Origin of the sequence: Knoellia sp. S7-12 (assembly GCF_040518285.1) — a bacterium.
Lineage (GTDB): Bacteria > Actinomycetota > Actinomycetes > Actinomycetales > Dermatophilaceae > Knoellia.
Genome location: NZ_CP155449.1, coordinates 1787013 through 1802473 on the forward strand (window position 1 = coordinate 1787013; position 15461 = coordinate 1802473).

Below are 15461 nucleotides of genomic sequence, written 5' to 3' on the forward strand. Positions count from 1 at the left end.
CACAGAAACAAAGCACACCGGGAGGAGCGCACGTGGCGGGTCGGATCAACGCTGACGACATCCAGTCCGTCAAGGAGCGCTCCTCGATCGAGGACGTCGTGCGTGACCACGTGACGCTGCGACCCGGCGGGGTCGGCTCACTCAAGGGTCTCTGCCCGTTCCACGACGAGAAGACGCCGTCGTTCACCGTGCGCCCGGCGGTCGGGGCCTATCACTGCTTCGGGTGCGGCGAGGGCGGCGACGTCATCTCGTTCGTGCAGAAGGTTGAGCACCTCACCTTCGCCGAGTCGATCGAGCGCCTCGCGGCCAAGATCGGCATGGAGCTGCGCTACGAGGAGGGCGGCGGCCCGCGCGAGGGTGGGATCGGCAAGCGTTCGCGCCTCATCGAGGCCCACCGTGTGGCCGAGGAGTTCTATGCGTCGATCCTTGTCGACCGGCCCGATGCTCGACCGGGACGCGACTACATGCGCGACCGAGGGTTCAACCGGGCCGTGGCCGAGCAATACGGCATGGGCTTCGCCCCGCGTGGTGGCGAGGACCTGACCCGGCACCTGCGCGAGAAGGGCTTCACCGAGGACGAGATGGTCACCGCCGGTCTGTCGGGGCGGGGGAGTCGTGGGCTCTATGACCGGTTCCGCGGGCGGCTCGTCTGGCCGATCCGTGACGTCACCGGTGACACGGTGGGCTTCGGCGCGCGGCGGCTGCTCGACGACGACCGGATTGCCGCGAAATACCTCAACACGTCCGAGACCCCGATCTACAAGAAGTCGCTCGTGCTCTATGGCCTCGACGCGGCCAAGAAGGCGATCGCCCGGGACCGTCAGGCCGTCATCGTCGAGGGCTACACCGACGTCATGGCCGCGCAGCTCTCCGGTGTCGAGGGTGCAGTGGCAACGTGTGGCACCGCCTTCGGTATCGACCACATCAAGATCTTGCGCCGCATCATGCGCGACGAGGCCGATGGTGCGCCCGCCAAGGTGATCTTCACGTTTGACGGTGATGCCGCCGGGCAGAAGGCGGCGATGAAGGCGTTCGGTGAAGACCAGCGTTGGGCTTCACAGTCGTTCGTCGCCGTCGCCCCCGACGGTATGGACCCGTGCGACCTCCGGCTCGCCAAGGGCGGCGAGGCGGTCAAGGCCCTCGTCGACGACGCCGTGCCGATGTTCGAGTTCGCAGTGCGCACGACGATGAAGCGCTTCGACCTCGAGACCCCTGAGGGGCGCGTCCAGGCGATGCAGGCCGTCGCCCCGATCATCAACTCGATCCGCGACTCGTCGTTGCGGCCCGAATACATGCGCAGCGTCGCCGGGATGCTCGGTGTCGAGGTCGAGCAGGTCCGGGGCGAGGTCCAGCGCGCCGGTCGCATCAAGGCCCGCGAGGGTTCGACCGACGGCGCGTCGTCGCGCCCGGCTGACCGCACGCCCGCGTCGACCGACGACGTGCCCGAACCGAACGCCCAGGAGGGCGCCGCAGCCCTGCCACCGCCGAACCTGCGCGACCCGGTGGTCAACAACGAGCGACAGCTCCTGCAGGCGCTCCTGCAGTACCCCACGCGGTTCACCACCGAGACGATCGACGCGATCCCGCCGGTGGCCTTCACGGCCCCCGCGCACGCGGCGATCTTCGACGGCGTGCGCACCGTCGCCGGTCGTGCCGCCGACCTGTCCACTGCGGGATGGGTTGCTGCCGTGACCGAGGCCGCGCCGCTGGCCGTGCGTGGGCTGTTGGCGGAGCTGTCGGTGGCGCCCCTGCCGACAAAGGTCGACACGACCACGGGCCTGCCGCCCCAGCGCTATCTCGAGTCGCTCGTCATCGGCGTCCACGACTCCGGCCTCAGCCGGCAGATCGCCGACGAGACCGCCGCGATCCGACGCCTGCAGAACTCACCCGAACCCGACCAGGAGGCCCTGCGTGCCCGCTCCCGCCGACTCATCGAGCTCGAGATGAACCGTGCCAGACTGCGTGATCGGCTGACGTCATGAAGCTCGGGCGTCTCGGGCGACGTGGACCCGAGCTTCCCGACGAGGTCACCTCGACCTTGGGGGAGCGAGCCACGGACGTCCTCTCGCTGGTGCGCGACGCGCGCTCCAGGGCATACATCGTTGCGACCACAACGCATGTGTATGCCGTCCGCGACAGTTCCGTGGTTCTCGACCGGCAGTGGCACATGGTCGACACCGGCTCGTGGGACGACGAGACGGCTCGCCTCACGGTGAACTGGGTCGACAAGGCGCCAGCGACGGTGTGGGAGCTCGCCGAGCCGGGCACCTTCCCGCAGGTGTTCCGTGAGCGTGTCCAGGCCACAGTCGTGCTCTCGGACGAGGTCGACCTCGGCGTGAAGCGCAAGGCCAAAGTCGTCGTTCGCAAGGACCTTGCCAACGGTGCGCTCATGGGCCAGACGATCCTTGGCCGCGGTGTGCGGTCCACCGATCCGGGTGTGCGTGAAGAGACCCGAGCAGCCCTTGACCGGCTCCGTGAGCAGGTCGGACTCGACTGAGTCGCTCCGCAGGAGCTGGGTGGCTCGGGGCGTTTTCGTGACAGGCCCCACCCTTTGCTATCGTTGCGCAGCGCGCCGCCTGCGGCACGCTCGTGCAGCAGAACGGCACTGACTCAGTGTCGCTTCGAATGCATTCCCCTGTAGCTCAATTGGCAGAGCAGCCGACTGTTAATCGGCAGGTTGTTGGTTCGAGTCCAACCGGGGGAGCAGTACGACGAAGGGCCCGGATCATCGCGATCCGGGCCCTTCAACGTTATGGTTTGGCGCGGTCAACCCTTGGGGTCAAGGTTCTGGACGTTCGTGCCGCCGAGGCCCGTGCTCGGCATGACCCCAGTGCCCAGGGGGACGCCTGGCATGGCGTTGGTCATCGTGCCCCCGGCGGTCTTGCCGCGCTTGTTGATCCGGCGCTCGATTCGCCCGGCGATGACTGTCAGTCCGTAGTTCAGCGCGATGAAGATCAGCGCGCAGAGGATGTAGGCGGGGATGACGTTGCCGTAGGCCGTCCCGACGTTCTTGGCCTGTTCGAGCAGCTCGGGATAGGTGATGGCCGTGCCCAGGGCGCTGTCCTTGAGGATGACCACGAGCTGACTCACCAGTGCCGGGAGCATCGCGGTGAGCGCTTGGGGGAGCTCGATCGAGCGCAGGGACTGCGACCGCGTGAGGCCCACAGCGAGCCCAGCCTCACGCTGGCCCGTGGGGAGACCGAAGACGCCCGACCGGACGAGTTCGGCAATGACCGCGCCGTTGTACAGCGTCAACCCGGTGACGACCGCGGCGAAACTGTTGTTCTCGACGCCGAAGAGATCCTTGCTGGCGTAGTAGTAGAAGGTGAAGTACATCATCAGCAGGACTGGCACGGCCCTGAAGAACTCGACTACCACTCCGCAGAACCACCGGATGGCGCGGTTCTGGGAGAGCCTGCCCATACCGAAGACGATGCCGAAGGTCATGGCGAGCACGATCGAGACGACCGCGGCCTTCAGGGTGGAGATCACTCCTGGGATGACGTATTCGGTCCAGATATCGGCGGTGGCCAAGGGCCTCCACAGGGCTCCTGCCAGCTGTTCGGCCTGATTGAACTTCCAGACGACGGCGCCAAAGATGGCAGCGATGAACAGGCCGCCGACGACAGTGAGGATGAGGTGGCGCAGGCGGGCCTTGGGGCCGGGGGCGTCGAAGAGGACGTTCTGGGCGCTCATCGCTTCACCGCCAGGCGCTGCGACATCCACGTGAAGAGCATCCCGGTCGGGAGCGTGAGAATGACGAAGCCGGCAGCGAAGATCAGGAAGACACCGATGGAGGCCGTCTCGTTCTCCATGACTTCCTTCATCAGACCTGAGGCTTCGGACACGGAGATGACCGAGGCGACCGTGGTGTTCTTCGTCAGCGCGATGAGAACCGAGCCGAGCGGGGCAATCGCACCGCGGAACGCCTGCGGCATGATCACCTGCGTCAGCGACTGGATGAAGGTCAGGCCGATGGCGCGCGCGGCCTCCGCCTGGCCCAGTGGGACGGTGTTCACACCCGAGCGCAGCGCTTCGCAGACAAAGGCCGCGTGGTAGACCGCGAGGCCAATGATCGCGTAGCGAATCGCGGTGTCGGTGATGTAGGTCTGCGACTCGGCCGAGGTGACGTCGATGGCCAGGATGGTCCAGACCCCGAGTGAGAGGAAGACGAGGATGAGCGTCAACGGGGTGTTGCGCACCGTGTTGACATAGAACGCGCCGACGTTGCGCAGAACCGCGATGGGGGACACGCGCATGATCGCGAGGACGGTGCCCAGGACCAATGCGCCAATGGCGGAGAAGAACGTCAGGTAGATCGTCATCCAGAAGGCACCGAGGACGTCGTAGTTCCTCAGGATCTCACCCATGGGTCACCCTTCAGGTGGGTTGGGAGCGGGCGCGTATGCCGCCCGCCCACCGAGAGGTGAGCGGACGGCATACGCCGTGGTGCGGTTCGCGCAGCGTCAGGCGCAGGCGGCCGGGGTGGGCGGGTTGCCGGGGCCGGGCTTGTAGTTCGCCGGGCCCAGGTTGTCGTCAATCGCCTTCTGCCAAGCGCCATCGGTGAACGCCTTCTTGAGGGCCTCGGTGACCTTGTTGCAGAGCTCGACGTCGCCCTTCTTGAGTCCGACGCCGTAGTTCTCCTCGGAGAAGGGCTTGCCGACGAGCTTGAACTTGTCCTTGAACTCGGCCTGCGCGGCGTAGCCCGCGAGGATCGTGTCGTCGGTGGTGAGAGCATCGACCTTCTTGCTCGTGAGCGCCGGGAGGCACTCGGAGTAGGTCGAGTACTCGAGGAGCTGGACGCCGGGGTACTTGTCCTTGACCTTCTGAGCGGGGGTCGAGCCCTTGACCGAGCAGAGCTTCTTGCCGGTGAGGGTGTCGGCGCCGGTGATGCTCGTGTCGTCACTGCGGACGAGGAGGTCCTGTCCTGCGACGAAGTAGGGGCCGGCGAACGTGACGTCGGCCTTGCGCTTGTCGGTGATCGAGTACGTCGCGAAGATCATGTCGACCTGCCCGGTCTTGATGAGCGTCTCGCGCTGAGGAGAGGGCGCCTGGACCCACTCGATGTCGCCCTCGGCGGTGCCGAGCTCCTTGGCGACGTACTTCGCCATGTCGATGTCGAAGCCGGTGACCTCGGTGCCCTTCTTGAGGCCGAGGCCGGGCTGGTCGAACTTGATGCCGATCTTGAGCTTCTTGCCGGCTGTGTCGCCCCCCGTGGCGGCGTCGCCGCCGTCATCGCCCCCGCAGGCTGCGAGACCGAAGGCCAGGGCGGCCGCTGCGCCGATGGCGCCGATCCGTCGTGCGTTCATCTGGTTTCCTCCTGTGATGTCGGCACGGTGCGTGCCTGGATGTGGAGTCGTGAAGTTGGGGTCCTCAGATGCCTCAGTGGGTGAGGATCTTGGCGAGGAAGTCCTTGGCCCGGTCGCTCTTGGGGTTGGTGAAGAACTCCTCGGGGGTGTTCTCCTCGACGATCTGGCCGCCGTCCATGAAGACGACGCGGTTGGCCGCCTTGCGGGCGAAGCCCATCTCGTGGGTGACGACGATCATCGTCATGCCGTCCTTGGCGAGTCCGACCATCACGTCGAGGACCTCGTTGATCATCTCGGGGTCGAGTGCGGAGGTCGGCTCGTCGAAGAGCATGACCTTGGGTTCCATCGCGAGGGACCGGGCGATGGCGACGCGCTGCTGCTGACCGCCGGAGAGTTGCGCGGGGAACTTCTGGGCCTGCTGCGCAACGCCGACCCGCTCGAGCAGCTCCATGCCGCGCTTCTCGGCGGCGTCCTTCTTGTGCTTGCGGACCTTGATCGGGCCGAGCGTGACGTTGTCGAGGATCGACTTGTGGGCGAACAGGTTGAACGACTGGAAGACCATGCCTACGTCTGCTCGGAGCTGGGCGAGGGCCTTGCCCTCCTCGGGGAGCTTCTTGCCGTCGATCGTGATCGTGCCCGACTCGATGGTCTCGAGCCGGTTGATTGCGCGGCACAGTGTCGACTTGCCGGAGCCGGACGGGCCGATGACGACGACCACCTCTCCCTTGCCGATCTCCATCTGGATGTCCTTGAGGACATGGAGGTCGCCGAAGTGCTTGTTGACGTCCTTGAGGACGACCAGGGGCTCAGTCATGGCGTGCAACCTACCGGTACGTGTCGCCCGTCAGGCGTCACTGGGCCGATGCGACACCGTTTCGCAACGAAGAGATGGGTATGCCGGGTGGTCTCGCCGCGCAGGTAGGCTCGGTTCCGCTTCAGGGGCGGTAGCTCAGTTGGTCAGAGCAGCGGACTCATAATCCGTCGGTCCTGGGTTCAAGCCCCAGCCGCCCCACCCTCGGGATGTATGACTCCGCCTGATGCTTGACGTTTGGGCTTCACCTGATGCCTGACAGTGTTCCGGTTGATGGTTGACAGCTACTTCGGCTGATCCTTGACACTCCCTCAATGAGGGAGATGAGTGTGGCTGAGCAGCGATACAAGGCGGTTCTGGCAGTCATCAGTGACGGCCGGACCATCACGGAAGTCGCGTCCGCGTGGTCGGTGTCGCGACAAACCCTGCACGAGTGGCTGGCCCGGTACGAGCAGGGCGGCTTGGAGGCGTTGGCGGATCGATCGCACCGTCCGGACGCGTGTCCGCACCAGATGCGCCCCGACGTTGAGGTCGCGGTCCTGGAGATGCGTCGGGTCCACCCCGGTTGGGGCCCACGCCGGATCGTGTTCGAACTGGCCAAGAAGAGCACCACCACGTCAGAGTCCGGGGTGTACCGGGCGTTGCGACGCGCGAACCTGATCGACCCCACCGCTCGGCGGCGTCGCCGCGAAAACTGGAAACGGTGGGAACGCGGCCGACCGATGGAGTTGTGGCAGATGGACGTCGTCGGTGGGATCGGCCTGCGTGACGGGACCACCCTGAAATGCCTGACCGGTGTCGATGACCACTCCCGGTTCTGCGTGTGCGCAGTACTGCTGGTCAAGGAACGCACCCAGCTGGTCTGTGACGGCCTCACCGCCGCGTTGCGCACCCACGGCGTGCCCGAACAGATCCTCACCGACAACGGCAAGGTGTTCACCGGCCGGTTCAACCACCCGCCCACCGAGGTCCTGTTCGACCGGATCTGCCGGGAAAACGGCATCGAGCACCTCCTGACCAAACCCCGCTCACCCACCACCACCGGCAAGATCGAACGGTTCCACCGCACCCTGCGCGCCGAGCTCCTCACCGGAACCCTGTTCGCCTCACAGCAGGCTGCGCAGCAAGCCCTCGACGAATGGGTCACCACCTACAACCAGGACCGGCCCCACCAATCCCTGGACATGGCCACCCCAGCAGAGAAATTCGCCGTGGCCACACCCCGAACCTTGCGCGAGCAACCTGACCGCGACGGACCCGAATGGGTCGCCCGCAAGGTCTCCACCGTCGGTGTCGTGTGCGTGTCCTGGCAGCAGGTATCCGTCGGACGTCACCGCGCCGGAGAACGCTGCGACGTCCACGTCGGCCCAGAAACCCTCCAGTTCTGGATCGGCAATGAGCTGCTGCGCACCGTCCGCCGTGAAAGCACCGGCCCCGTCCGCAACAAACGACCCCTGGGAGGTGCACTCACCAAGCACCGCACGACAAACTGAACGTTAGGAGTGTCAAGGATCAACCGGCGTAACACCGTCAACCATCAACCGAAGGCCCACCGCCCCCACCCTCGGGACGAGTGAGGGCGGGCCGACCCGCAGTGGGTCGACCCGCCCTTGCTCATGCATCGGGTCAGCAGGTCTTGCCGGACTTCCCCTTGCAGGGGGTGGTGCCCGGGGTGGTGCCCGTCCCTGTGGCTGTCGTCGCGTTCAGCCCGTCGAGCTTGACGATCGTGCCGTTGAGGCGCTGTCCGACATAGACCGTCCCCTGGTGCACGCCGATGGCCCAGGCAAGGTCGGGAGCCTTGGCCAGCGCGGTCCAGGTCATGCCGTCCGCGCTGCGATAGATGGCTCCGGGAGAGAGCGCATAGATGAAGCCGTCACCGGGAATGTCGAAGTCGAGCACGTTCCAGCCGGTCGTCGGCAGCACAGTGGTGGCTCGGGTGCCGTCAAAGGCGACGACCCCCTTCGTGTAGTTGGTGCAGAGGATCTTGCCCTTGAAGACCTCGACCGCGCGCGTCTCGAGGGTGTAGCACGGGTTCACGTCGGGCATCGTCGTCCACGTGGTGCCGTCGAACACGCGCAGGGGAGCGCCCTCCTGCACAGCCTCGGCCTGCATGTACATCTTTCCGTTGAGCGCCGCGGCCCAGTAGTAGCGCTCGCGACCAACTTCGGTGATCGACGTGTCCGAGGCGACCATCGACCAGGATGTCCCGCCATCGGTGGACCGATAGGCGGCCGCACCACCCTTGCCGGCCGCAACGTTCTTTGCCGACCCCACCATCCACAAGTCCGAGCCGGTGAGAGTGGCCACGTCGAAGACGTGCTCAGCTGGTGCCTTGTATTCGTTGGTCCACGTGCCGCTCTCGTTGGTGGAGAAACCCTGGTTGGCCGAAGGCATGCCGGTCGGGTCGGTCCACGGGGCATAGAGCTTGCCGTTGATCCTGCGGTAGGTCGTGATCTCCTCGGTCGGGGCAGTCAGGCCGGACTCGGCGAACTCCCTCGTCACCGGATCGAAGGTGCTGACCTTGGTCGGCCCACCGTTGACGATGAAATCGCCGTAGCCGACGTAGAACTTGCCGTTGTCCATTGTCAGGCTGCGAATCGTGCGACCGGACTCGTTCGGTTTTGCCATCGCCTGCGGACTCACGCCAACCACAGATGTGGGATAGGTCGGTGGCGTCGCGGTGGTGGGTGGGGGAGGAGTCGGTCTTTTGGCCTGGGCCGGGGCGACGGCCAGACAGCTGATGCCAGCGGCGGCGACGGCAACTGCAGCCAGCAACGGACGGGCGAAGGCTCTGTGGGTTCCCATCGTGGGTTCTCCTCGTGGTGCTAGCAGGAACGCCCGAAAGACCGGGTCTGCTCATATCGTGGGGCTCTGGGCTATATGCACGCAACCCGAAATGACCAAAAGAAATAGTTCATTGGGCTTACTGTGCTTACAAGCTCTAGGAAATAGTCACTATGGAAAGGCCCTACCTAAGAACTAGTTATGCGGGTGAAGATGCGGCGCGGTGGCTGCGCCCCGCGCAGGCGCGTGTCGCGCATGGTGTTCGTGGTGCTGATGCGGCATGATGAGCCTCGTGGTTCACGAGTTCGCTCGTGAGGCGCGTGAAGACTGAAGTCAACGGCACCGATGTGTGCCTGCATAGCGAGCTGACCGGCATACAGAATCTGTTGCCTCCAAGAGACACGTGCGACGGCGTTGGGGAAGACGTCCCTTGCACGTGAAGGAGGCCAGGATGTCTGTCGCTACGCGACGTGTGTCGACCCGGGGAGTGGTGTTCATCCACTCGGCCCCGGCAGCGCTGTGCCCTCACATCATTTGGGCGCTCGAGTCCGCTACGGGCTCGCGCGTCACCATCAACTGGACTCCGCAGCCCGCTGCGCCCGGCTTCAACCGCGGTGAGTGGTCCTGGATCGGTGAGCAGGGGATGGGTGCGCGCATGGCCTCCACGCTGCGCGGATGGCAGGGCCTGCGCTACGAGGTGACCGAGGATCCGAGCGCGGGTTGCGACGGCTCACGGTGGTCACACACCCCGAGCCTGGGCATCCATCACTCGACGACCTCTGCCAGCGGTGACGCCGTGATCAACGAGGAGCGCCTCAAGGAGATCCTCATGCTCGCCCAGGGTTCGCCCGAGGCAATCCAGGAGATGGTCGAAGAGGTCCTCGGCACGGATTGGGACAACGAGCTCGAGCCGTTCCGCTATGCCGGCGAGGGCGCGCCGGTCCGCTGGCTGCACAAGGTCGGCTGACGCGCCGACCGCATCACGGCACCTTTAGGCACATCACGAGGCCCGCTCCCGTACAGGGGGAGCGGGCCTCGTGCATGCGTCCTCAGCTCACAGGGCGGGGTCCTCCGGGGAAGTCCGAGCCTGCGAGGAGATCACAGGGCGGGGTCCTCCGGGGAAGTCCGAGCCTGCGAGGAGATCACAGGGCGGGGTCCTCCGGGGAAGTCCGAGCCTGCGAGGAGATCACAGGGGAATGTTGCCGTGGTCGCCTCGGCGTTGGGGCGCCTCGGCGATCGCGCTGGCCAGGGCGGAACGGGTCACGTTGGGCTCGACGATCTCGTCGACGACCCCGATCTCGACGGCGCGCGCAAGGCCACCGGAGAGGCGGTCGTGCTCCTCGGCGAGTTGCTGCTCCACCGCGGCACGATCGGCGTCATCGACCTCAGCGAGGCGACGACGGTGCAGGATGCGGATCGCCGCGACCGAACCCATGACCGCGACGTGCGCGGTGGGCCAGGCGAAGACCTTGGTGGCGCCGAGCGAGCGGGCATTCATCGCGATGTAGGCACCGCCGTAGGTCTTGCGGGTCACGAGGGTCACCCGAGGCACGACAGCCTCGGCGAACGCGTGCAGCAACTTGGCCCCGCGCCGGACGACACCGTCCCACTCCTGGCCGACACCCGGTAGGTAGCCGGGGACGTCGACGAGGACGATGAGCGGCACCCCGAACGCGTCGCACATGCGCACGAATCGAGCAGCCTTCTCGGCCGATGGGGAGTCGAGGCAACCACCGAGGCGCATCGGGTTGTTGGCGATGACGCCGACCGTGCGGCCACCGAAGCGACCGAGCTGCGTGACGATGTTCGGAGCCCAACGCGGGTGCAGCTCAATGGAATCGGCGCCCTTGTCGAGGACGTTGTCGACGACTGGGTGCACGTCGTAGGCGCGCTTGGCGGATTCGGGGAAGGTCGCCTCGAGGTCGAAGTCCTCGACCTTGGAGACGTCGAGCGTCCCCTGATCGGCGAGCAGCGAGCACAGCTGGCGACCGCGCTCGTAGGCCTGCTCGGTCGAGTCGGTGACGATGTGGACGACACCGCTGCGGCGACCGTGCGGTTCAGGCCCGCCGAGGCGCAGGGCATCGACGTTCTCACCAGTGACCGAGCGGACGACGTCAGGTCCGGTGACGAAGATCCGCCCGTCCGGAGCGAGGATGACGATGTCGGTCAGGGCGGGACCATAGGCCGCGCCGCCGGCTGCCGCGCCGATGACGACCGAGATCTGGGGGATCTTGCCCGACGCCCGGGTCATGATCGCGAAGACCAAACCCACGGCGTGCAGGCTCACGACACCCTCGGGAAGGCGTGCGCCTCCGGAGTGCCAAATGCCGACGACGGGTATGCCGTCCTCAAGCGCTCGCTCGTAGGCAGCCACGACGACCTTGCAACCGGCGATGCCCATGGCGCCGCCCATGATGGTGGCGTCGGAGCAGAAGGCCACCGCACGCACGCCCTGGCAGGTGCCGACGGCGGCGAGCATGCCCGAGTCGTCCTCGGGGGTGATCAGCTCGACCGAGCCGTCGTCGAAGTACGCCTCGAGCCGCAGCCGCGGGTTGCGCGGGTCGGTGGCCCGGTCGGGCTTGGGCTTCGTCGCAGCGGACGCGGTTGCTGAGGACTCGTTGGGCTGGCGCGACATCAGGCGCTCTTCACGGTGAGGGCCACGTTGTGACCGCCGAAGCCGAACGAGTTGTTGAGCGCCGCGATGTCGCCGTCGGGAAGCGTGCGGTGCTCGCCTCGAACGACGTCGAGTGGGATCGCCGGGTCGAGGTTCTCGATGTTGATCGTCGCGGGGGCGATGCGGTGGTGCACGGAGAGGATGGTGAACAGCGCCTCGAGTGCACCGGCGGCACCGAGGAGGTGCCCGGTCATCGACTTCGTGCCGCTGACGCACATGCCGTCGGTGGCGTCGCCGAAGGCCCGGCGGATGGCCTTGGCCTCGGCGATGTCACCCACCGGGGTCGACGTCGCGTGCGCGTTGATGTGGACGATGTCCTTGGCGGTCAGCCCGGCGCGCGCGACGGCTTCCTTCATGGCGCGAGAGGCCCCGGCACCCTCGGGATCGGGCGCGGTGATGTGGTGGGCGTCGGACGACATCCCGGCAGCCGAGAGCTCGGCATAGATCCGGGCGCCGCGGGCCTTGGCGTGCTCCTCGGATTCGAGGACGATGACGGCGGCACCCTCGCCCATGACGAAGCCGTCACGGTCGGTGTCATAGGGGCGTGAGGCGTGCGTCGGGTCGTCGTTGCGGGTCGACAGTGCCTGCATCTGGGTGAAGCCAGCGAAGGGCAGCGGGTGGATCGCGGCCTCGGTGCCACCGGCGACGACGATGTCCGCGCGGCCGAGGCGGATCTGGTCCATGGCAAGGGCCATCGACTCAGCGCCGGATGCGCAGGCTGAGACGGCCGTGTGGGCGCCGGCGCGGGCGCCGAGCGCGAGTGAGACATTGCCGCTGCTCGTGTTGGGCATGAGCATCGGGACGGCGAGCGGGAAGACGCGACGCACGCCCTTCTCCCGCAGGTTGTCCCACTGGTCGAGGAGGGTGTGGACGCCACCGATGCCGGTGCCGATCGCGACCATGAAGCGCTCGGGGTCGACCTCGGGTGAACCGGCGTCGGCCCAGGCCTCTCGCGAGGCCACCATGGCGTACTGGGCGCTCGGGTCCATCCGGCGGCACTCGACCTTGGTGAGCACCTCCTCGGGGGACGTGTGGATCGAGGCGGCAAAGGTGACGGGCAGTTCGTACTTCTCCACCCACTCCTGGGCCAGGGTGCGGGCACCCGACGTGCCGGCGAGGATCGCTTCCCACGTCTGGGTGATCGTCCCGCCAAGCGGGGTGGTTGCTCCAAGACCCGTGACGACGACGCGACGTTCGGTGCTCATGGCGATGACTCCTTGACGTGGGGTGGTGTCCCGGCGCCGCCCCCACATCGTGAGGACGGCGCCGACGGAACAGCTGAGATCAGCTCTGGCTGGACTTGATGAACGTGACGGCGTCGCCGACGGTGCGGAGGTTCTTGACCTCGTCGTCGGGGATGCGCACGCCGAACTTCTCCTCGGCGTTGACGACGATCGTCATCATCGACAGCGAGTCAATGTCGAGGTCGTCGGTGAACGCCTTGTCACTCTGGACGGTCTCGGGGTCGAGTCCGGTCTCCTCGTTGACGATCTCTGCGAGACCCGCGAGGATCTCCTGCTCGCTCTGAGCCATGTCCTTGCTCCTTCATGGTTCGGTCCGCCGGGTGCGGACGCTCTGGGGGTGGTGCGGGGTGGTGCTGGTGGTGCGGTGGTCCGTGATGACCCGCGGACCGCGGGAGTCTCTATGGCAGAACGACGACCTGCGCGGCATACACGAGTCCTGCGCCGAAGCCGATCTGGAGGGCCAAACCACCGCGAGGGGCGAGGCCCTCGCGCAGCAGACGCTCGGTCGCGAGGGGCACCGAGGCGGCAGACGTGTTGGCCGAATCGACGATGTCGCGGGCCACCGCGACGTGATCGGGGATCTTGAGCTGCTTGCACATCGCGTCGACGATGCGAACGTTGGCCTGGTGGGGGATGAACGCATCGAGCTGGTCGACCGTGACACCGGCGGCATCAAGGGCCCTTTGCGCCGCGGGCGCCATGCCCCAGATGGCCCAGCGGAAGACGCTCTGGCCCTTCATCCCGATCGTCGGCCAGTCGAGGCCCTTGTCCCGCATCTCGACCCAGCTGTCGTTCTGGGCGATGACATCCCACTTGTCGCCCTCTGAACCCCAGACCGTCGGCCCGATCGCGGGCGTCTCGGACGGCGACACGATCGCAGCGCCGGCACCGTCACCGAAGATGAAGGCCGTGCCGCGATCGGTCGAGCTCGTGAAGTCGGAGAGTCGCTCGACACCGACGACGAGGACGTTGCGGGCGCTGCCGCCGCGGACCATGTCGTGAGCCAGGGCGATGCCGTGGCAATAGCCCGCACAGGCCGCAGAGATGTCGAAGGCGGCCGGTGAGTTCATGCCCATGAGGTGCGCGAGCGCCGGTGCGGCTGCGGGAGTTTGGTAGGGGTGGGTGATCGTGGCGAGGATGACCGCATCGATGTCGGTTGCTGCAAGACCGGCCATCTCCAGGGCGTCCCGTGACGCGGCCTCGGACATCTCGATGACGCTCTCGCCGTCACCGGCGCGGTAGCGGCTCTTGATGCCCGAACGTTCCTGGATCCACTCGTCCGAGGAGTCGATCGCTTCGACGATCTCGGAGTTGAGGACGAGGCGACGAGGCCGGTAGGCGCCGATCCCTGAGATGCGGGTGTGTGCGGCGCCAGTGGTGGAGTTGATGAGGGCGGCCATGCTGGCTCAGCCTTCCTGGGGGTGCAGGCGGAGGATGGGCTGGCCGGGCGAGACGGGGTCGCCGTCCTCGACGAGCCACTCGACGATGCGGCCACCATGCGGCGCCACGACGTCATAGGTGTCGCGCAACGTGCCCACGGTGGCAATCACGCTGCCGGTCTCGACGGACGTGCCGAGCTCGGTCGCGGTGAACGAGACCATGCCCTTGGCCGGGCTGATGACCAGGCGCCAGGTCGGGTCCTGCGCGACGCCACTCGAGACGGCATGCTCCTTGACCATCCGGTGGGCCTGCTCGAGATCGTCCGGGGACTTGAGCGCGAGGATCTCGACGTCCTTGAGGGTGCGCTTGGCCAGTCCGGCCAAAGTGCCCGCCGGAGGGATCTCGATGATCCCGGTGACGCCGAGCTCCTTGAACGTCTCCATCGTCAGGTCCCAGCGCACCGGGTTGCTCACCTGACTCACGAGCCGGCTGAGCACCTCACGGCCGCTGTGGACGACGGCGCCGTCGCGGTTGGAGACAAGGGGCACGCGGGCGTCGTGCGTCGACATCGCCTTGGCGTAACGCCCCAGCAGGTCGACGGCAGGCGCCATGTGCTCGGTGTGGAACGCACCAGCGACCTTGAGCGCGATGACGCGGCTCTTGGCGGGCGGGTCGGCAGCGAATGCCGCGAGCTGCTCCATGGTCCCGGCAGCGACGATCTGGCCGGAGCCGTTGATGTTGGCGGGAGTGAGGCCGTGGCGCTCGATGGCTGCCGTGACCTCCTCGGGGTCGCCGCCCATGACGGCGCTCATCCCGGTGGGCTGCACTGCGCTCGCCTCAGCCATGGCCCGACCGCGCTCGCGGACGAACACCATCGCCTGCTCGGCCGAGATCACGCCCCCGGCAGCAGCCGCCGTGATCTCACCCACCGAGTGGCCCGCGCCCGCGCCGACGAGACGGAAGCCGTCAGCCGGGTGCTGGAAGAGCGCCAGCAGCGAGACGAGGCCGGAGGCGACGATGAGGGGCTGGGCGACAGCCGTGTCCTTGATCGTCTCCTCGTCCGACTCGGTCCCGTGCTTGACGAGATCCATGCCAGCGACGGCGGAGAGCCACCCCATCCGCTCTCGCAGACCGGGGATGTCGAGCCAAGGGGTGAGAAAGCCGGGGGACTGGGAGCCCTGTCCAGGGCAGACGACTACGAGCACCTCTTCAGAGTGGCCGTCACCGGGCCAGAGAGGTGCACCCGGCGGAGACGATTC

The 15461-nt window shown here is 66.9% G+C and carries 14 protein-coding genes and 2 tRNA genes; 6 read left to right on the forward strand and 10 right to left on the reverse strand.

Features of this window, described 5'->3' with window-relative positions; translation table 11 throughout:
• Positions 1-32 precede the first annotated feature (32 nt).
• From dnaG to V6K52_RS08635, 3 genes are all read left to right on the forward strand, one after another.
• Positions 33-1982, forward strand: coding sequence for a DNA primase (gene dnaG, locus V6K52_RS08625; RefSeq protein ID WP_353953459.1), 1950 nt, complete (start codon positions 33-35; stop codon positions 1980-1982).
• Positions 1979-2497: a hypothetical protein gene (locus tag V6K52_RS08630; RefSeq protein ID WP_353953460.1), complete on the forward strand. Its 519-nt coding sequence runs from the start codon at positions 1979-1981 to the stop codon at positions 2495-2497. The genes dnaG and V6K52_RS08630 overlap by 4 nt, the downstream gene beginning before the upstream one ends.
• A 134-nt stretch (positions 2498-2631) precedes the next feature.
• A tRNA-Asn gene (locus tag V6K52_RS08635) sits at positions 2632-2704 on the forward strand.
• Between the two features lie 62 nt (positions 2705-2766).
• Here the strand turns inward: V6K52_RS08635 and V6K52_RS08640 are convergent.
• The 4 genes from V6K52_RS08640 to V6K52_RS08655 all read right to left on the reverse strand — a co-directional run bounded on the left by V6K52_RS08640 (position 2767) and on the right by V6K52_RS08655 (position 6111).
• Positions 2767-3696: an amino acid ABC transporter permease gene (locus V6K52_RS08640; RefSeq protein WP_353953461.1), complete on the reverse strand. Its 930-nt coding sequence runs from the start codon at positions 3694-3696 to the stop codon at positions 2767-2769.
• Positions 3693-4370, reverse strand: a complete 678-nt coding sequence (locus V6K52_RS08645) for an amino acid ABC transporter permease (protein WP_353953462.1) — start codon at positions 4368-4370, stop codon at positions 3693-3695. Before V6K52_RS08645 ends, V6K52_RS08640 begins: the two co-directional genes overlap by 4 nt.
• A 96-nt stretch (positions 4371-4466) precedes the next feature.
• Positions 4467-5309 (reverse strand): glutamate ABC transporter substrate-binding protein, encoded by an 843-nt coding sequence (locus tag V6K52_RS08650; RefSeq protein ID WP_353953463.1) that lies wholly within the window; start codon positions 5307-5309, stop codon positions 4467-4469.
• 73 nt (positions 5310-5382) lie between these two features.
• Positions 5383-6111 carry an amino acid ABC transporter ATP-binding protein gene (locus tag V6K52_RS08655; protein WP_353953748.1) on the reverse strand — a complete coding sequence of 243 codons (729 nt, stop codon included), beginning with the start codon at positions 6109-6111 and terminating at the stop codon, positions 5383-5385.
• Between the two features lie 136 nt (positions 6112-6247).
• Between V6K52_RS08655 and V6K52_RS08660 the strand changes: the two genes are divergently transcribed.
• Positions 6248-6321, forward strand: a tRNA-Ile gene (locus tag V6K52_RS08660).
• A 113-nt stretch (positions 6322-6434) separates the two neighbouring features.
• A complete protein-coding gene (locus V6K52_RS08665) occupies positions 6435-7613 on the forward strand; it encodes an IS481 family transposase (RefSeq protein WP_353951254.1) in 1179 nt (392 codons plus the stop codon).
• A 133-nt stretch (positions 7614-7746) separates the two neighbouring features.
• Here V6K52_RS08665 and V6K52_RS08670 read toward each other — a convergent pair whose 3' ends face one another.
• Complete coding sequence (locus V6K52_RS08670; protein ID WP_353953464.1) at positions 7747-8925, reverse strand: hypothetical protein; 1179 nt, start codon at positions 8923-8925, stop codon at positions 7747-7749.
• A 430-nt stretch (positions 8926-9355) separates the two neighbouring features.
• On the opposite strand from V6K52_RS08670, the gene V6K52_RS08675 reads away from it, so the two are divergent.
• Positions 9356-9871 carry a DUF3145 domain-containing protein gene (locus V6K52_RS08675; protein WP_353953465.1) on the forward strand — a complete coding sequence of 172 codons (516 nt, stop codon included), beginning with the start codon at positions 9356-9358 and terminating at the stop codon, positions 9869-9871.
• Between the two features lie 219 nt (positions 9872-10090).
• Here V6K52_RS08675 and V6K52_RS08680 read toward each other — a convergent pair whose 3' ends face one another.
• From V6K52_RS08680 to V6K52_RS08700, 5 genes are all read right to left on the reverse strand, one after another.
• Positions 10091-11539, reverse strand: a complete 1449-nt coding sequence (locus tag V6K52_RS08680) for a carboxyl transferase domain-containing protein (RefSeq protein ID WP_353953466.1) — start codon at positions 11537-11539, stop codon at positions 10091-10093.
• On the reverse strand, positions 11539-12783 hold the full coding sequence (gene fabF / locus V6K52_RS08685; protein WP_353953467.1) for a beta-ketoacyl-ACP synthase II: 1245 nt from the start codon (positions 12781-12783) through the stop codon (positions 11539-11541). The genes V6K52_RS08680 and fabF overlap by 1 nt, the downstream gene beginning before the upstream one ends.
• Before the next feature lie 79 nt (positions 12784-12862).
• Positions 12863-13111, reverse strand: coding sequence for an acyl carrier protein (locus tag V6K52_RS08690; RefSeq protein ID WP_353953468.1), 249 nt, complete (start codon positions 13109-13111; stop codon positions 12863-12865).
• A 109-nt stretch (positions 13112-13220) separates the two neighbouring features.
• Entirely contained in the window at positions 13221-14222 is a 1002-nt protein-coding gene (locus V6K52_RS08695; RefSeq protein ID WP_353953469.1) for a beta-ketoacyl-ACP synthase III, read from the reverse strand.
• Between the two features lie 6 nt (positions 14223-14228).
• Positions 14229-15407 (reverse strand): acyltransferase domain-containing protein, encoded by a 1179-nt coding sequence (locus V6K52_RS08700; RefSeq protein ID WP_353953470.1) that lies wholly within the window; start codon positions 15405-15407, stop codon positions 14229-14231.
• Positions 15408-15461 lie beyond the last annotated feature (54 nt).